General features: G+C 49.5%; 13 protein-coding genes. 8 read left to right on the plus strand and 5 right to left on the minus strand.

Annotated features, from left to right (window positions below; translation table 11 throughout):
- Nucleotides 1–217: 217 nt before the first annotated feature.
- Together HNR77_RS03590 and HNR77_RS03595 are read left to right on the plus strand one after the other, a co-directional pair.
- Nucleotides 218–811: an ANTAR domain-containing response regulator gene (locus HNR77_RS03590; RefSeq protein ID WP_184180847.1), complete on the plus strand. Its 594-nt coding sequence runs from the start codon at nt 218–220 to the stop codon at nt 809–811.
- A 19-nt stretch (nt 812–830) separates the two neighbouring features.
- Nucleotides 831–1,907, plus strand: a complete 1,077-nt coding sequence (locus tag HNR77_RS03595) for an anthranilate phosphoribosyltransferase (protein ID WP_184180848.1) — start codon at nt 831–833, stop codon at nt 1,905–1,907.
- A gap of 28 nt (nt 1,908–1,935) precedes the next feature.
- Here HNR77_RS03595 and HNR77_RS03600 read toward each other — a convergent pair whose 3' ends face one another.
- Nucleotides 1,936–2,448, minus strand: coding sequence for an acyl-CoA thioesterase (locus HNR77_RS03600; protein WP_184181275.1), 513 nt, complete (start codon nt 2,446–2,448; stop codon nt 1,936–1,938).
- Nucleotides 2,449–2,697: 249 nt separating this feature from the next.
- Nucleotides 2,698–3,321 carry an acetate uptake transporter gene (locus HNR77_RS03605; protein WP_111273656.1) on the minus strand — a complete coding sequence of 208 codons (624 nt, stop codon included), beginning with the start codon at nt 3,319–3,321 and terminating at the stop codon, nt 2,698–2,700.
- A 488-nt stretch (nt 3,322–3,809) separates the two neighbouring features.
- Between HNR77_RS03605 and HNR77_RS30550 the strand changes: the two genes are divergently transcribed.
- Both HNR77_RS30550 and HNR77_RS03615 read left to right on the plus strand, forming a co-directional pair.
- Nucleotides 3,810–9,008: a rhamnogalacturonan lyase family protein gene (locus HNR77_RS30550; RefSeq protein WP_311768564.1), complete on the plus strand. Its 5,199-nt coding sequence runs from the start codon at nt 3,810–3,812 to the stop codon at nt 9,006–9,008.
- A 363-nt stretch (nt 9,009–9,371) separates the two neighbouring features.
- Nucleotides 9,372–9,548, plus strand: coding sequence for an aspartyl-phosphate phosphatase Spo0E family protein (locus HNR77_RS03615; protein WP_184180850.1), 177 nt, complete (start codon nt 9,372–9,374; stop codon nt 9,546–9,548).
- Nucleotides 9,549–9,800: 252 nt separating this feature from the next.
- Here the strand turns inward: HNR77_RS03615 and HNR77_RS03620 are convergent, their stop codons facing one another.
- Entirely contained in the window at nt 9,801–10,730 is a 930-nt protein-coding gene (locus HNR77_RS03620) for a response regulator (RefSeq protein ID WP_184181279.1), read from the minus strand.
- Between the two features lie 399 nt (nt 10,731–11,129).
- Between HNR77_RS03620 and HNR77_RS03625 the strand changes: the two genes are divergently transcribed.
- Entirely contained in the window at nt 11,130–12,566 is a 1,437-nt protein-coding gene (locus HNR77_RS03625; RefSeq protein ID WP_184180852.1) for an alanine/glycine:cation symporter family protein, read from the plus strand.
- Between the two features lie 140 nt (nt 12,567–12,706).
- Here HNR77_RS03625 and HNR77_RS30555 read toward each other — a convergent pair whose 3' ends face one another.
- On the minus strand, nt 12,707–13,546 hold the full coding sequence (locus tag HNR77_RS30555; RefSeq protein ID WP_184181281.1) for a methyl-accepting chemotaxis protein: 840 nt from the start codon (nt 13,544–13,546) through the stop codon (nt 12,707–12,709).
- Between the two features lie 289 nt (nt 13,547–13,835).
- Here HNR77_RS30555 and HNR77_RS03635 point away from each other — a divergent pair, with 289 nt between their 5' ends.
- On the plus strand, nt 13,836–14,528 hold the full coding sequence (locus HNR77_RS03635; RefSeq protein ID WP_184180854.1) for a Crp/Fnr family transcriptional regulator: 693 nt from the start codon (nt 13,836–13,838) through the stop codon (nt 14,526–14,528).
- 189 nt (nt 14,529–14,717) lie between these two features.
- On the opposite strand, the gene pepT is transcribed toward HNR77_RS03635, so the two are convergent.
- Nucleotides 14,718–15,956 (minus strand): peptidase T, encoded by a 1,239-nt coding sequence (gene pepT, locus HNR77_RS03640; RefSeq protein ID WP_184180856.1) that lies wholly within the window; start codon nt 15,954–15,956, stop codon nt 14,718–14,720.
- A gap of 282 nt (nt 15,957–16,238) precedes the next feature.
- On the opposite strand from pepT, the gene HNR77_RS03645 reads away from it, so the two are divergent.
- Together HNR77_RS03645 and HNR77_RS03650 are read left to right on the plus strand one after the other, a co-directional pair.
- Nucleotides 16,239–16,433: a 2-hydroxymuconate tautomerase gene (locus HNR77_RS03645; RefSeq protein WP_110899102.1), complete on the plus strand. Its 195-nt coding sequence runs from the start codon at nt 16,239–16,241 to the stop codon at nt 16,431–16,433.
- A gap of 384 nt (nt 16,434–16,817) precedes the next feature.
- Nucleotides 16,818–17,852 carry an NADH:flavin oxidoreductase/NADH oxidase gene (locus tag HNR77_RS03650; RefSeq protein ID WP_184180858.1) on the plus strand — a complete coding sequence of 345 codons (1,035 nt, stop codon included), beginning with the start codon at nt 16,818–16,820 and terminating at the stop codon, nt 17,850–17,852.
- Nucleotides 17,853–17,906: the final 54 nt, after the last annotated feature.

Consider the following 17,906-nt stretch of genomic DNA (forward strand, 5'->3'; position numbering starts at 1 on the left):
GCTATAACTGTAATGATGAACGACGAGCGATGAAAAAGCAGAGCCGAACTGGTTTGAATATCGCATGGCATGATTCGAGAGCAGATCAGGGGAACTTATATTTTGTTAGGTAACGTAACATGTGTATCGTTTCGTTTAGCAAATTGCTTTTTCGTGTTAATGTGTTAAATAGAAAATGTGCCGACGGTGGATAAATATAGGGAGGGATTGATCTATCATGCGATCCATATTGGTCATCCGTGTACAACCCATTGCAGCCGATTCGCCGGGTGGGATCCCTTTGACACCAGAGAAGGTGCTGGGAGCGAACGGTTATCATGTCCAGGTCACAGATCGTGAAGCAGAGGTGGCAAAGCTGGCCCGTGAAGCCGAAGCCTCGATACTGCATCTGTCTCTTGCGGATGTGGCGTACTGGGTAAACTGCCTGGGAAAGGGGAAAGCGGATACTCCGCTGCTCTGGTGGTGCGCTCCGGATACGGCCTCTTCTTCGGTGGAGGCTTGTGAAGTGGAGACCTCGTTTGACGGAATACTTACACCGTCCATGACTGGGCCGGATATACACTGGACGCTGCATTTTGCGGCGAGGCGTTACATGGAGCGCAAGCAGTGGGAGCAGGAACGCAAGCAGCTGCAGTCCCGGCTTGAGGATCGGAAGTGGATCGATATGGCCAAGGCGATTCTGTGTGATCTGAAGCAAATATCCGAGTCGGAAGCCTACGATCTGCTGCGGAAAAAGGCGATGGATGAGCGCAAACGGATGGTCGATGTAGCCACTGCCATTGTAAAGGCTCATCAACTGCTCCAGTCTTAATCAGAGAGGGGAATGCTCTATGGATATGCCTCATATCCTTCGAGAGGTTGGGCGCGGTAAGCGCGGCTCGCGTGATCTGAATTATGCAGAAGCGCTGGCTGTAGCCGAGAAAATTTTGAATCAGGAAGTCTCTCCTGCCCAGACGGCGGCTTTTCTGATGGCTGAGCGGATGAAGATGGAGAATGTTGAAGAGTTGGAGGCCTTTGTGCATGCTTGTCGTAATAGTGCGGCTCGAATGCCTGTATTTCGGGATGGTCTGGACTGCGCAGGGCCATATGACGGACGCACCAAGTCGTTTATGGCGACGTATCCCGCAGCCTTTGTGCTGGCAGCGGCCGGACTGCCGGTTACGCTGCATGGCAGTGAACCTTTACCGCCCAAGTGGGGCGTTACGCTGCCAGTATTATTAAGAGAAGCAGGAATGGATACACGCGGGATGAACCGGGAAGATGTCCGGAGCGCCGCCCTTCGTACAGGGGTGATGTATGTTTCCTCGGAGGACTGGTGTGAGCCGCTGCGCAGGCTTCGTCCTTTACGAGAGGAGCTTGGTTTCCGAACGGTGCTGAATACAGCCGAGAAATTGATTGATTACAATAAGTCGTCTTACCTCGTATTCGGTGTGTTTCATAATACGTTTCTTGACCGAATTGCCAAGCTGCTCACCCGCTTTGAATACAAACGTGCTTACGTTGTTCAAGGCATGGAGGGGTCGGAGGATATGTATATTGATCGGCCAACACGTGTATATGCCGTAGAGGACGGAGAGATGAAGCTGGAACTGATAGACCCTTCTGCCTACGAGCTGGATATGCCCGTACCGGAGATGGACTGGACCGCGGCAAAGCAGGTTCAGGTGGCAGAGCAGGTGCTGCGCGGTGATGGGCATCTTACGTTTGTGAACCAGGTGCTGCTTAATACCGGGTTCCGTCTATATGCTGCGGGGCGAGTGCCTTCCATAGAGCAGGGGATCTACGCTTCGAAGGAGCTTCTGGACAGCGGGGCTGCATATCGTCTTTATCAACAGTGGTGTGTGTCTATGGGTGGAGAGCTGCCGGACAGCAGAGCAGTCTCGAGCTATCCGGCATCATCCAGATGAGAGTACGGTCCAGTTCAGGGTGTACGGTTTATTCCCACGGATAGGAGACGGTCAGGAAGTCAGCGAATTTTTTGCTCTCTTCCCGCCGTTTTTTCCGCATGGCCGCCCGATCCGGAGCGGTCTCATACAATTTTCTTTCTTCCTCGGTCTCCGGGATAACCCGGGGCACGATCAATTTGCGGTTATTTTCATCCAGGGCTACAAAGGTCAGAAAAGCAGTTGCCGCAATCTTTTTCTCTCCCGTCATCAGATCCTCGCGAATCACCTTCACAAAAATCTCCATGGAGCTGCGTCCCGTCCATGTAGCGAATGACTCCAATGTTACCGAATCGGTTGGATTAATCGGGTACAGAAAATCGACAGAGTCGGTTGAAGCCGTAACCGTATTGACCCGGCACAGCTTGGATGCGGCAATCGAAGCGATATCATCAATATAGGACATCAGCTTGCCGCCGAACAAGGTGTTATGGTTATTGACATCTGTCGGGAATACCCGGGCGGTTTTGAAGCAGCGTGTTTCACGTACATACTTTCTCTCCATTTGATCCATCTCCGTAGGTTTCGGTATCTCTCTCATTGTTCTTCCTCCTTGCAGTATGGTCGCTGCTGCTGTGTTGCATAACATGAAGCCTTTTTGCTTGCTGCGGGAACGGCCAGATTGAAAAGTACCTCTCCCTAAGTATAGGTTTCGGTCAGATGTATATTCAAATGAAGTGTTTCAGGGCTCCGTTACAAGAAAAAACCGCCGGGCGCGGACCGGCGCGCAGGCGGTTATTGCTGAATCTGTATATTAAGCCTTAGGTCTGAAGATGCCGGACGGTTTGCCAATCGGCAGGAATGTGTAACCAAAGTGAGCATTCAGCACAGAAGCGCCTGTACCGTATAGGGACACAATGCCAATCGCCATCTCAGCATATGCTGCAATGGTGTGGAAGATGTGCGGTGCTACGCCGAAAGCGTCAAAGGTCAGACCCAGGAACAGGAAGTCGATCAGAATGAAAATAATGAGCAGGACTTTGTTCGCTTCAACAGCGCCGATCGTCATGAACAGGGTGAAGATCAGGTATCCGGCAAAAGCAAATCCAAGCTGCTTGCCATCCGTTTGCTCAGCCAGTGTGGAGCCGAACACCCCCATTTTAATCATCCAGTTAGCACCCATGGCGAACCAGAAGAAAGCATACGCGCCAAAAGCGGTGGTACCGAATGTGTTGTTGCGTTTGGAATCCTGAATACATGCGAATAATTGAGCAAATGCGCCCAGGAAGATAGCCCATGGGATAGCGTAGCTCAGCCCTTCGGTAAGGCCAAGCTTCTGGGACGAGGCGACAAGAGTTACAATGGCCAGCCCAAATAATCCCATCGCGCTGGGATCGGCGTTTATGATTTTGACTTTAGTCTGTGACTCGGTTTGCATGGTGTTGATTAGCCTCCAATAATATCAAATCTGCATGATAGACCTGCATAGGTTATCCTCGAACTGCATGTTGGCATCCGCCGGACCCGGACACACATATCGCCCTATTGTACCCGAATGCCCCGGTTATGGAAAGGGATTTTATTACCTGAAATACGCGAAAACGGTTACTTCTGTAACAGTCAGTTGAACGGTAATGCAAGATATCGGGTTTGTGGTGAAAAAAGACGGAAAATTACATGTTATTCCCAGAGGATAAAGGTTAGTATCGAGTGGAAATCACATCCAATGTCCGGATGCTGATGATCTGACGGACCGCATTGTGGCTTGCGGTAGAAGGGAGTGAGCGGAAAACAGGGATCAGGTTGGCGGAATAAATATACAAGAGATATTAAGTTCCAGACTTTTTTGCAAGCGCTTACTTTGAGAGGGTGTCTCAGGAAAGTTAATTTGTATTCCATGATAAAGAAGCGAAGGGATGGGTGTTGATGATCGTCAAACAGATGCGTCAGCTCGGCTTGATTTTGCTTATATTCGTGTTTACCTTGTCCAGTCTGGGGTGGGGTGCTGTGTTCGGTGTAACCGAAGCGCGCGCGGCGGAATTGGATTCATCTGCTGCAGAGGGGGCTGTATATCGCTATGATTTTGGATCAGGCCCGGTGGAGGATGGTTATACGGGTGTAAATGCAGATACAGCATATACCTCAGAACGAGGATATGGCTTCGCGGATGTTTCCAAAGTGACAGTGCAGGATCGTGGAATCAGTGATCCGATCAAGTCTGATTTTGCAACGTTTGCTACGGGCGGGCAATTCAACGTGGATCTGCCAAATGGAGATTACACAGTCTCGCTGATTGCAGGAGATGCTTCCGGAGCTACAGAGATTGCCATTGATGTGGAGAGCATGAACAAGGTACAGCTGAACAGCAAGGCTGCAGGTGAGTATCTGGAGATGAGCTTCGATCTTGCTCTTGTAGATGGGCAGATGAATCTCGTGTTCTCAGGTGCGGCAGCGAATCTGAATGCATTGGTGATTACGAAGCAGGCGGAACGTGAAGCTGGAAGCAAGCCTACCCTGTACCTGGCGGGTGATTCCACGATGCAGACCTACAACCCTTACTGGGAGCCGCAAGCGGGCTGGGGCCAGATGTTTCCTTCCTTTTTTGATGAAAGTGTGGAGATCAAAAATCATTCCATTGGCGGGCGCAGCTCCAAATCGTTTATTTTCCAAGGGCGCCTGGATGAGATTCTGAGAATGATTCGTCCGGGAGACTACCTGTTCGTGCAATTCGGGCATAATGATGCCACGATCAGTGTGCCTGAACGTTACGCTTCGCCAGCCGATTATAAGATATATCTGAAAACCTACATCGACGGTGTGCGGCAGCGGGGGGCTACGCCAATTCTGGTGACGCCGATGGGGCGCAGGGATTTTAATGCAAGTACAGGCAAATTCAACGTTTCCTTCCCTGAATATGTGCAGGCCGCGAAGGAAGTGGCAAGTGAAAATAACGTGCTTCTGATTGATCTGAGCAGGCTCAGCATTGAATATTATGATTCGATCGGACCAGAGGCTACCTTATCCGTATTCCTGCATGTGGCACCAGGCATCTATCAGGCTTTCCCTAATGGTGCGACAGACAATACGCATTTTCAGGAGTATGGTGCCATCCAGATCGCCAGACTGGTCGCAGGTGCGGTGCGTGAGCTGGATATTCCTCTGGCAGACGCGGTGAAGGATGCAGACGTGCCAGCTGAGGTCCCGGCGAAGCCGAGTGGTCTGAAGGCGGGCAGTATCAGCAATGCGGGTGCTGTGTTGAAGTGGACGGCAGATGATGCGGCGGATATCTACAAAATCTATCGTAAGTTATCCACCGAGCCGGAATCTGCGTATAAGCTTGCCGGAACGGCAACCGTGCCAATGATGACCTTATCCGGCCTTGCGGAAGGGGAGACCTATACGGTACGTGTAACAGCAGTGAATGGTCGCGGCGAATCCGATCCGTCAGATGAAGTGAGCTTCACCACGAAGTCGGCTGCGTACCGATATGACTTTGGCCCGGTAGGTTCCCCTGTTGCAGAGGGGTACAGCGAAGTGAATCGGAACACGTTATACACGTCAGAGCGTGGATACGGCTTGACCTCTTCGGCGAACATGGCAGATCGGGACCGAGGTAATGCCACGGATGAGCTTCGCCGCGATTTTGTTATTTATTTTGGCGGTAGTTATGAGTTCAAGGTGGATCTGCCCAACGGGAGTTATTCGGTCAAAGCATATATTGGGGACTGGATTGGCTCGGCTCGGACCAGCATCAATATCGAGGGGAAGGATTACGGGACCGTATCCTCAAGTGCCCAAAATATAGCTGAAAAAGTCATCAACCAGGTTGAGGTTCAGGATGGTCAGATGAATCTGGTGTTTAGCGGGCAGACGGCTCATCTCAACGGCCTGGAGATTACACCAACGTTTATGGCACCTTCGCAGCTTAAACTGGATGATCTTGATCTGAATAGCGACCCGATTCGTGCGGTGTTATCCTGGGATGCAGCTGCAGGAGACGTACAGTATAAGGTCTATCGTCAATCTGCCGGAGCTGCCAAGCCAGCATTGCTCGCGACCGTGGATACACCGACGTATACAGATCAACAGGTTGAACTGGGCATGGACTATGTCTACACGGTGACGGCTGTGGACCAGACAGGTACAGAATCGCTGGCGTCCAATGCGCTCAGTGTATCTACCGTTGATCCAAGCGTCACGAAGGCGGAAGTGCCTTCCGGCCTGACCATGCAGGAAATAAACAAAAATGATGTGACCTTCACATGGAGTGAAGTTGCCGGAGCGCGTTTTTACCAGATTTACCGTGCCAAGAAGCAGGACGGACCTTACGAGATGATCGGTCGTACCAAGGAAACGTCGTATAAGGACTCTTCCATTCTTAGTACGATTCCCTATTACTATAAAGTTGCCTCAGTGAACGCGGGCGGTGTATCCGAGCTGTCCAGTGCGCTTGAAATTCCGGCAGCAACAACGCTGAACCGGGCGATGGAGTATTTGGAACGGGCCCCGGTTGCGGTGCAAACGGAACACGGCAACTACATCGGCTGGCGTATGCTTGGCCTGGATACAGACTCGATTGCATTTAATCTGTATCGTGACGGGGTGCAGCTCAACACAGAACCGTTAACGGGCAGCACGAATTATACGGATGCGGAGGGTACAGAAACCTCTAAATACCGTGTAATGACGGTGGAAAATGGCCTGGAGAAGCCAGCGACGAAGGAGTTCGGTGTTTGGCAGGAGCAGTACCTTTCCGTCCCGCTGCAGAAACCTGCTGATGCCTATACCAAAGACGGGCAGCCCTATTCCTATTACGCCGGGGATGCCAGTGTAGGTGATGTGGACGGAGACGGTGAGTACGAAATTGTATTGATGTGGTCCCCTAATAACGGCAAGGATAACTCTCAGGCCGGCATTACGGGCATTGTATACATGGATGCCTACAAGCTGGATGGAACCCGTCTCTGGCGTATTAACATGGGCCCGAACATCCGCGCCGGAGCGCATTATTCACCATTTCTGGTCTATGATTTTGACGAAGACGGCCGGGCTGAGCTGATGATGCGAACGGCAGACGGCACAATCGACGGCGAGGGTAAGGTGATTGGAGATGCAAATGCAGATCACCGCAACAGCTCGGGGTATGTGCTGCTGGGTGATGAATTCCTGACGGTATTTGATGGAGAGACAGGGGCGGCACTGGATACGGTGAACTATGATCCGCCGCGCGGTGACGTTGCTGCCTGGGGTGACGGATATGGCAACCGGGTAGACCGTTTCCTTGCGGCTGTAGCCTATCTGGACGGGGAGCATCCGAGCGCGATGTTCAGCCGTGGGTATTATACACGCACCGTGCTCGCATCCTACAATTTCCGGGATGGCAAGATCAGTCAGGTCTGGCGTTTTGACTCGAATGATGAGGGATACGGTTCCTATGCAGGTCAAGGGAATCACAACCTGTCTGTTGCGGATGTAGACGGGGATGGCAAGGATGAAATTACGTTTGGAGCCATGGCCATCGACGATGATGGCAAACCGCTCTACAATACAAGGCTGGGACATGGAGACGCGATGCATCTGAGCAATCTTGACCCGACCCGTCCGGGATTGGAAGTATTCGGAGTTCATGAGGACAAAAGCTCGAAATATGGCATGGAGATGCGTGATGCAGCTACAGGTGAGGTGCTGTGGGGTGTATTTACGGGTATGGATACTGGACGCGGCATGGCGGCAGATATTGATCCTGATTACCCTGGGGCAGAGGTGTGGGCTGCTACCATCACCAACGAACAGCACATCCCGATTACCGGGCTGTACAGTGCCAAGGGAGAGTTAATTACGACAAAGATTCCTTCTTCCACGAACTTTGGCATCTGGTGGGATGGTGATCTGCTGCGCGAATTGCAGGACGGCATTCGCATCGACAAGTGGGATTACGAAAATCAGACTACGATTAATCTGCTGACGGCAGCGGGTGCTGCTTCCAACAATGGCACCAAGGCCAATCCAAGCCTGCAAGCCGATTTGTTTGGCGATTGGCGCGAGGAAGTGATCTGGCGTAGTCAGGACAGCTCCGAGCTGCGTATCTATACCACAACCGATGAGACGGAGATGCGTCTGCGTACATTGATGCATGATCCGGTCTATCGTTTGGGTGTGGCTTGGCAAAATGTGGCCTACAACCAGCCGCCGCATACGAGCTTCTATCTTGGCGCTGGTATGGAGCAGCCAAAAGCGCCGAACATTCGTTATGTTGGCGGCCCGCAGGAGCCGAAAGACACGACACCTCCAGTCATTACAGGTATGCCTGCGGAGCAGATGAGTGAGGATGAGGTGCTTCAGGTCAAAGTAAAGGCTGAAGATCCTGAATCGGGCATTGCACGTCTGGAGCTGACCTGGGATGGCGAGACGGTGCAGCAAGGTGATGAGATCGCATTAACCGGGCTTGCGGGCAAGCATATGTTCACAGCTCGTGCAGTGAACGGTGTCGGTCTGGTCACCGAAGCTGCTGTAGAGGTGACTGTTGCAGCAGGTGACCAGGCAGCGGGAGCACCCGGGACACCTGTTCTGTCCGACAATCACGGTCACGGAAACGGACTCCGTGACGGGAATTATACAATTACGATGAATATGTGGTGGGGCAACAATGCTACGGAGTATAAGCTTTATGAGAACGGAGAATTGCTGGATTCTCAGAAGCTGTACGCATCCACTCCCGCTGCACAGAAGGCCTCCACTTCCATTGAGGGGCGGGCCAACGGTACGTATGTGTATACGTGTGAGCTGACAAACGCTAAAGGCACAACGGCATGTCAGCCGCTCACGGTTATCGTTCGAGATGCTGCACCCTCAAAGCCTGAACTGTCCCATGACAATTGGGATGGAGATGGGAACTATACCATTACAATGAATATGTGGTGGGGTACCAATGCAGCATCGTATCGGTTGTACGAGAATGGTACAGAGGTGGATAGCCAGCCGCTCACGGTGTCTTCACCAAATGCACAGACAGCCCGGTTCGAAATCAAGGATCGTGCAATCGGAGAATACGAATATGTGGTGGAATGGATCAATGCAAGTGGGAAAACAACAAGTGAACCGATACGGGTGAGCGTTGCCCGATAACGTTGACCAACTATTATTACGGTAATGCATGGGCACCTTTCCATATCAAGAGCGTCGGTTTAAGTTATGGCGTCTGAGATTGGAAGGGTGCTTTTTTGTTTATTTCATAAAATACACAATTACGACACAAAATGCTTCGAGGCGATGTGTCTGCGGATTTTTGACATACAGATGATTAGAGAGATGTGACAAGGCTGTGTTACATCTGGTATTTTTCACCAATCTCTATTAAAATGGAATCAGCCCTCTCAAAATATGGAGAAGCATACAAAACATCCATGTCTCCTATGCCATATGTTAATCCAGTTGCAGATTGACAGGAAACACTACAATGTATCACAAATGAAGGAGGTATCAGGGGCCATGGTTATGAGTTTGGATTTGAAAAATAAAATAGAAAAGGCCAGGCATAACCTTCATAAGCTGGTAGAGCGCAATAAGGGCGGGCTTGGACATCCTGATGTCATTCGACAGTCAATGGCGCTGGATGAATTAATTAATGAATATAATCGGATATCCCGGACTCAGACGCGAACGTGAAAGCGAATCGGATGGGAAATAAATATAAATATAAATATAAATATAAATAACAATACAGTACTTATCGAAATGTATGGCTTGGGTCGTACAGGATGATTACACCAACAGAAGGGCATGACGATCACCGAAAGGGTTAACCTCGAAGCAAGCACGAGGTGAATTTTGTCGGCGGATCGTTCATGCCCTTTTTCGTCTATCAGAGAACCAGTTATCTGCGGCTGTGGAGCCCTGAGATAAGCTGTTTTTTAATAATTAATGAAGCATGCGCTTGGCCTCCAGATATAACACCTGCACGAACTTTTTCGTATTGATGCGTGTTTGGGACAAGGAAGGCTCCACGTTGTTTTGCAGCTCCAGCATCTTTTTGCGAATCTCGGTAAAGTCAAAAAATTTGGAGGCGTAGTTCTCGAATTTGGGGTGTGTGTAGTCCGTCAACCCAAGCGATACGACATGGCTGAGTGTCTGGAATATCGCCCTGCGGACCCGCTGCTCCGCAGCCTTCACTTCTTTGGTCACATCGGCCGCCGTTGCATCCTGCCCCAGCTTGCGCTGAGCCACGTTCTGAAAAATGTCTTTGAGCGACGGGAACGTGTACGGTGACAGCTTATGCTCGTCCGTCTCCAGCAGCTCCAGATATTCCAGCATATCGAGCAGATCGCGGCTTCCAGCTTCGCCGATCATGCCCATCTCGGACAGCAGGAAATGACCTGCGGTAGCAATCGTTTTGTCCGGCTCGTGCGCCCGCTTGCGCTCGCCAGCTTGCAATCCCGACAGCCCCTGAAGCGTGCGCTGAATGTCAGCGATGGACTGCTGCATTCGCAAGCGTTCCTCCACCAGCCGCAGCACCGATAGAATCTCCAGCCGGTTAATCGGCTTCGTAATATAGTACTCAATGCCAAGAGAGTAGGCCTCTCCAATCATATGTTTGGACTCAATCTGTGAGATCATCACAATCTTACCCTTGAATTTCCCTGCGAGCGCACGTACGGTTTCAATCCCGTCCTGCTGCGGCATCAGCAGATCAATCAGCAGCACATCCACCTTATGCAGCTCCAGTAATTCGGCATGCACATGTGCCCCGTCCTCGGCTTCTCCGGCAATATCACCCAATGCTTCATCCTCGATGATGTCCGTCAGCATCGAACGAATCCCTGCATCATCGTCCACGATAAAATAACGCATAAGCTTCAAGTCCTTTCCTTCCATTTGTTCTCGTTGACCCCGAGATAGGATGTTATATGGTTACGCGGTATATCCCGCTGTATTCATCTCATGTTTGATGTTCCTTTATGCTGGTTCACGGTTCATCCGATGTATCTCCAGCACGCACGTGAAACGCTACTTCTATCATACTTCCTCCCCGCTTTTCTGCATAGAAGCTGACATGTTAGCTTAAATGACAATGGCTGGATAAGAGAGGATCGTTTTTGAAAAAAATGTGCAGTAATCATGTAGGTATTTGTCGTTTTCAGTAGATGCAATTGTAGTATAAGTAACATGCATCAATCTGTTTCCGAAATTGTGCAAAATGTTGCAAATGTTCGGTTATTTTTATCATACATCATCAAAAGGGGCGTACCGATGGAGCAAACAATACAAGATGTTGTCGTCTTTTTCAATGATTTTCTCTGGTCCAAGCTGTTAATTATTCTGTTGGTCGTCTGTGGTGTGTACTTCACAACCAAAACGAGATTTATGCAATTCCGCATGATTGGTGATATGGTCAAGGTGCTCAAAGAACCAAAGAGCAAGGAGCCGGGCAAAATCTCTCCGTTTCAGGCCTTCTGTATCAGTATGGCCGCACGTGTAGGTACGGGAAACATTACGGGCATTGCACTGGCTATAGCACTCGGCGGACCTGGGGCTGTGTTCTGGATGTGGATTATCGCCATGATCGGGTCGGCATCAAGCTTTGTCGAGAGCACGCTCGCTCAAATCTACAAAATCAAGGACAACGGCGGTTTCCGCGGAGGACCTGCGTATTATATGGAACGTGGGCTTGGTAAACGATGGATGGGGGTCCTGTTTGCCATTCTGATCACCCTTTCCTTCGGTTTGGTCTTTAACGCTGTGCAGTCCAACACGATTACAGTAGCGTTCCAGAATTCATTTGGCACCGATCGTCTAACCGTAGGCATCATTATGGCTGTGGTCTTTGCGGGCATTATTATGGGTGGTGTCAAACGAATAGCGAAAGCGTCGGAGTATATCGTTGTTGTGTTTGCAGTATTGTATATTGGTGTGGCTGTGTTTATCGTGCTGGTGAATATCACTGAGGTTCCAGCCATCATTGCGCTTATTGTCAAAAATGCCTTCGGCATGGAACAGATGGCTGGCGGTACGCTGGGCGCTGCGTTGATGAACGGAGTCAAACGTGGACTCTTCTCAAATGAGGCCGGTATGGGTAGTGCACCTAATGCTGCGGCGACAGCCGACACATCTCATCCAGTCAAGCAAGGACTGATTCAGGCTTTTGGTGTCCTGACAGATACCCTGGTTATTTGCACGAGTACAGCCATGATCATTCTGTTATCCGGGGTATATCAAGACTCCGATCTGGGCGGAATCGAGCTGACTCAGGCTGCGCTCAGTGTTCATATCGGTTCATGGGCTTCCGGCTTCCTGGCTGTGATGGTCTTCCTGTTTGCCTTCAGTACGTTGATCGGCAACTATTACTATGGCGAGACGAATATTGAGTTTATTAAATCGAGCAGAGTTTGGCTGTGGGTGTATCGTATTGCCGTTATCAGTATGGTGTTGTTCGGGGCTATTGCGAAGGTGCAGCTGGTATGGGATCTTGCCGACCTGTTCATGGGACTGATGGTTGTAGTAAACCTGATTGCCATTCTGATGCTCTCCAAAGTGACCTTCGAGGCGCTCAAGGATTACAAGAGGCAGAAGTCCGAGGGACGTGATCCTGTCTTCACTCGTGATCGCATTCATATTCCGGGCGAGATTGAGTGCTGGGAGTCGGAAGAAGCGGTTATGGGGGATAAAAAGCTTGATGCGATAGGGTAATTCAAAAATGGACTAATCGCTCCATGAAGAAAAAGAAAGAGTTAATCATCATTTATGAATAAAACAGGACTTGGAGTACCATTAAACGTGGCATCCCAAGTCCTTTTATTATCCGGCGTCCTATATCGCTTCGGGCTTGATTACTTTTGTACAGAATAGCTGATCAGCTGCTCGGACAGAGCTTTCATTCGTGCGCCGGTATCATTCAGCTTCTCAATGACATCTGTAAACGATGCAACGAGTGTAGCCTGTTCCTGCGAAGAGGCTGCGATCTGGGATACTTCAACGGACATCTGTTGAATGACCTGCTGCACATCCTTCAGGCTGGCATCAATATCGGTCGTTGCTTGTTTTGCATCAACAGAGAGCTTGCGAACTTCGGCTGCAACAACACCAAATCCGGCACCAGCTTCACCGACACGAGCTGCTTCAATTGCAGCATTCAGGCCAAGCAGGTTGGTTTGTTCGGAGATTTCGCGAATGAACCCGGCAACCTTGTTAATCTGGGACGAATTCTGTACAGCGACCCGTGTGTTTTCCAAAATCTGCTCGCTGGTGGCCTGTAATTCCTCTGCATGAGCAGCGACGTGCTGCACCATATCGACGAGATTGGCATTGATTTGTTGATTCTCTTGTATAATATCCTCCAGTTGATTCTGGTTGGACTGGTCATAGGATGCACAGAATACGGCGACCACGTTCTGCTGGTCATCGAAGATCGGAATGTTCAGTGTATCCAGCTCAATGCCATATATCTCTTTGGGCAGTGTGGAGAGCGTGGCTTCTCTGCCATTTTTCAGAACGGCAAAGTTCTGAAACGATTCAAGAAGTTTCATTCCTTTTTCGAAACCAAGATCGAATCGATCGGTTGTCAGAACGTCTAATACTTTTTCGTGATCGTATACGCAGAGGCTTGCCGGCTCCCGGAGAATTTGGCTAATATAAGGCATAACTTTTAATAAGGCGTCAACGACGTTTATCGAACTCATGGAACAGAATCATCCTCTCAATATTGAAATTGTTAAAATAGAAAAATTAAATAGAATCTCTATTGTTCATCGGACAAAATTCAGATATCCTGAATGTCTGATTACAAGATTTTGATTTGTTTTCAGAATCATTTTCAAGCTATTTTCCAAAAGTATTTCGGTATTGGATATTTGTTCTAATTGTAACTGAGTTTGTGTCAATTTAAGGATCGATTTTAGTGATTTTATGGGACATATGTCCATTTTTGTATCATTGAGATAATGATGGGGGTATGCTTGAATGAAGGAAGTTCTGGACTTTGAGCTGATGCGCAAGCTTGCCAGGCAGTATGGATTGGATCAGGTGCTGGATGAGAGCGCAATGACCGAATTGCGTTTGCTGGAGGCAGATAAGGGTGAGACGATATGTGAAAAAGGGGAGCGTCCCGAGCGCCTGTACTTTCTCGTTCAAGGCAAGCTCAAAATTTTTACAACACTGCCGAATGGAAAATCTTTGCTGCTTCGGTTCAGCACACCGCTTGCTCTTGTTGGTGATCTGGAGCTCGTTAACGGGAAAGAGGCTAACAATACGGTGCAGTCTGTCAATCGCAGTCTACTGCTTGCCATCAGCTATCGCGCTATTCAGAACACGTACGTGGAGAACCCGAAATTCCTTTATTTTATGCTCAGTCAGGTGACACACAAGCTGCACACGTTCTCGAATCTGTCGAGCCTGAACATGCTTTACCCTGTTGAGAGCAGGTTTGCCAGTTATCTGCTGTCCATCACAGAGCAGGATGCAGCAGCATCTGAAGAGATTCAGACCTCCAAACTGACGGAGCTGGCAGATCTGCTGGGCACCAGCTACAGACATCTCAATCGGGTGATTCAGGACCTGTGCGGACGGGACATCATTCGCAAAGTGAGACGAAAGATTGTTATTCAGAACGTAGAGGAGCTGCGCGAGATAGCGGGCGGCAATATATACGAATAAATGTCTGAGCACACGAATGAAGGAAACAATGGTCACATAAATGAACGACTGGACTCATGAACAAATTAAATAACGGATGCAACAAAGAGCACCCTTTACTGTAAAGGATGCTCCTGTTCTTGTTTTGAGGTATTCTTCTGTAAAACGCTTGAGGATGCGATCGAAGCAAAAATTCCTTTGCTGCTCGAATCAAATATTCCCTTGCTGCTCGAATAATTGAGCAATCTCAACGATGACCTGTGTTGCTTTCACCATGTTATCTACCGATACGTACTCGAACTTGCCGTGGTAATTTTCACCGCCGGTGAAAATGTTCGGCGTGGGCATGCCCATGTAGGAAAGCTGGGAGCCATCTGTCCCGCCCCGAATCGGGTGGATCACCGGTTCGATGTTCAGACGTGTCATCGCCTTATGAGCAATATCCACGATCTGGCGAACCGGTTCGATTTTCTCACGCATGTTGTAATACTGATCATTCAGCTCGATGGTAATACTTTTCTCTCCGTACTTGGCTTTTAGCTGATCTGCGATGTTTAACAGGTTGGTTTTACGCGCTTCAAACTTCTCTCGGTCAAAATCACGAATGATGTAGTGCATCTTTGTCAGTTCGACATCACCTTCCATAGAAAGCAAGTGGTAGAAGCCGTCATAACCGTCTGTGGATTCAGGAGCTTCCTCTACAGGCAGGCGTCCGTTCAGCTCCATCGCAATTTTGAGCGAGTTCACCATCTTTCCTTTGGCTGTTCCAGGATGCACGTTGGTACCTCGCACCGTAATTTTCGCTGCCGCGGCGTTGAAACTCTCGTATTCCAGTTCACCGAGCGGCCCGCCGTCCACCGTATAGGCATATTTGGCGCCAAAGGCTGCCACATCAAATTTGTGGGGTCCTCGGCCAATCTCTTCATCCGGGGTAAATGCAACCCGAATCTTGCCATGTTTCAGTTCCGGGTGCTCGATCAGGTAAGCCATGGCGGTCATAATCTCGGCAATGCCTGCTTTGTTATCTGCACCCAGCAGCGTTGTACCATCAGTGGTCATTAAGGTATGGCCCTTGTAATCCCGCAGCTCAGGAAAGTCTTTAGTGGACAAAATGACATCCATTTCCCGGTTCAGTACGATATCTTCACCGTCATAGTTTTCGATCACCTGCGGCTTCACATTTTTACCTGTAAAATCGGTGGCGGTGTCGAGATGGGCCAGAAAACCGATGGCAGGCACCTCTTGATCTGTATTGGCTGGAAGTGTAGCCATCACATAACCGTTCTCATCCATCGTCACTTCCTGCAGTCCGATGGAGTTGCATTCCTCTACAAGCAGGCGGCCCAAGGCAAGTTGTCCAGGTGTGGACGGGCAGGAGTCACTATTTTCATCGGATTGCGTATCCATCTGCACGTAAGTGCTAAGTCTTTGAATTAATATGTCTTTCAAGAGTAATCGCTCCTCTATGGGAAATATATCTACTGTAACTACTGTAACCATATCATATCACGTTTGCGTCTGATATCGAGAATGGTGCTACGCCTGCGGAATCAGGTGTGCTTGCTTTTCATCGCATGATTGCCAGGTTAGAGAGGCTCGGTGTGCAATTCATAATTGTATTGTCGTGTAGGGGCGAGGAAAGGATATGAGCGGGAGGGCACAAAAAAGTGCGTACTTGAATTTTCCTATCCCAGGTTCATAATAGCTATGAAGAAAGGATGTGTTGATCTGATGCCATTTATTACAGTGAAGGTGCTGGAAGGCAAAACCAAAGAGCAAAAGCGCCAGCTGATCGAACGAATGACCGAAGTTGCTTGTGAGACGTTGGGTGTGGAAGCGAGCAAGGTTTTTATTTTCATAGAGGATCTGGAGAAGGACAACTACGGCAAGAACGGCAAAATGTTCTCTGATCTGGATACAAACTGAGCCAAGGCGAACCTCATGTATACCGTGTGAATGGGAGAATGAATGCGAGCGTGAATGATGCAAAGATTGTGAAAGATACGGATGTTGTGAAAAGTGTGAATGATGCAGCATGGCGAGCGCTAACGATCTGGAGAAGTCTTATTTAGGCTTATTTGATCCTTTCTCATTTCTAACGATTCACAGAGCGTTATTTAGCTTATTTTGCTGCCATGAAGGGCGTTTTTCCGGTTTTTTGATGAAATAAGCTTTCTGGGAATCGTTAGAATTCGGACAGCCTTTATATGGGACAAATAAGGTTCGTGGGAATCGTTAGAGCTGGAACCGGGCTTGGTGACAAGATCACAAAGCTGAAAATACAGAACATGAACAGGAGTTGTAACTACGATGGCAGAGAAGTTATTTTCACCATATCAATTCAAAAGTCTGCAGCTGCATAACCGTGTCGTTATGGCGCCGATGTGCCAATATTCTGTTACGGCAAAGGATGGCATCCCGAATGACTGGCATCAGGTTCACTATGTGAGCCGTGCAGTTGGTGGAACAGGACTGATTATCATCGAGATGACGGATGTTGAACCGGATGGACGGATTACGGATCAGGATCTGGGCATATGGTCAGACGATCACATTCCGGCATTCGCCAAGCTGGTAGATGGAATGCACGCACATGGCTCCAAAGTGGCGATCCAGATTGCTCATGCAGGCCGTAAAGCCCAGGATGCTGCGCAGCCAGTTGCTCCATCTGTTGTTACGTTCCCGGGAGAAGCGTATAAGGAACCGCGTGCGCTGACAACTAAGGAAGTGGAGGCAATGGTGCAGAAATTTGCAGCTGGTGTCCGCCGGGCTGTTCAGGCTGGCGTAGATGCTATCGAGCTTCATGGTGCACATGGTTATCTGATTCACCAATTTCATTCTCCGCTGATGAATCACCGTGAGGATGTGTATGGACAGAAGTTGTCGCGATTTGGCGTGGATGTCATTCGTGCTGTGAAAAAAGAAATGCCGGCTGACATGCCGCTGATCATGCGCATCTCTGCTGTAGAATATGCTGACGGCGGATACGACATCGATCATACGCTCCAGGTCGCCCGTGCCTATCAAGAAGCAGGCGTGGACATATTCCACATCAGTTCCGGTGGAGAAGGGCCATCCGGTCAGCGTAAACCTGGAAACTACCCGGGGTATCAGGTTCCGTTTGCCCGCCGTTTCCGTGAAGAGCTGCATGTGCCTGTCATTGCTGTCGGCATGCTGGAGGATGCGGCACTGGCTCAGGCCGTTATCGGTAATGAAGATGCTGATCTGGTTGCCATCGGCCGTGGAATGCTGCGTGACCCGTACTGGGCGAACCATGCGGCGCTTGAACTGGGTGTCAGCAAGGAGCATGCGGCCATTGCCGAGCAGTATTCCCGCGGTTATTAAGTCTGAAAGTGAAAGATGAGGGAATGAGCTTAAATCGAAAGGGCTTGAGTTTGG

The organism is Paenibacillus sp. JGP012 (assembly GCF_014203995.1).
GTDB lineage: Bacteria > Bacillota > Bacilli > Paenibacillales > Paenibacillaceae > Paenibacillus > Paenibacillus silvae.

Excerpts from the sequence above, each read along its gene's own strand:
- HNR77_RS03615 (WP_184180850.1), top strand. The coding sequence starts at position 9,372 with ATGGTTATGAGTTTGGATTTGAAAAATAAAATAGAAAAGGCCAGGCAT.
- HNR77_RS03625 (WP_184180852.1), top strand. The coding sequence starts at position 11,130 with ATGGAGCAAACAATACAAGATGTTGTCGTCTTTTTCAATGATTTTCTC.
- HNR77_RS30550 (WP_311768564.1), top strand. The coding sequence starts at position 3,810 with ATGATCGTCAAACAGATGCGTCAGCTCGGCTTGATTTTGCTTATATTC.
- HNR77_RS03650 (WP_184180858.1), top strand. The coding sequence starts at position 16,818 with ATGGCAGAGAAGTTATTTTCACCATATCAATTCAAAAGTCTGCAGCTG.
- HNR77_RS03600 (WP_184181275.1), bottom strand. The coding sequence starts at position 2,448 with ATGGAGAGAAAGTATGTACGTGAAACACGCTGCTTCAAAACCGCCCGG.
- HNR77_RS03605 (WP_111273656.1), bottom strand. The coding sequence starts at position 3,321 with ATGCAAACCGAGTCACAGACTAAAGTCAAAATCATAAACGCCGATCCC.
- HNR77_RS03635 (WP_184180854.1), top strand. The coding sequence starts at position 13,836 with ATGAAGGAAGTTCTGGACTTTGAGCTGATGCGCAAGCTTGCCAGGCAG.
- HNR77_RS03590 (WP_184180847.1), top strand. The coding sequence starts at position 218 with ATGCGATCCATATTGGTCATCCGTGTACAACCCATTGCAGCCGATTCG.
- HNR77_RS03645 (WP_110899102.1), top strand. The coding sequence starts at position 16,239 with ATGCCATTTATTACAGTGAAGGTGCTGGAAGGCAAAACCAAAGAGCAA.
- HNR77_RS03620 (WP_184181279.1), bottom strand. The coding sequence starts at position 10,730 with ATGCGTTATTTTATCGTGGACGATGATGCAGGGATTCGTTCGATGCTG.
- HNR77_RS03595 (WP_184180848.1), top strand. The coding sequence starts at position 831 with ATGGATATGCCTCATATCCTTCGAGAGGTTGGGCGCGGTAAGCGCGGC.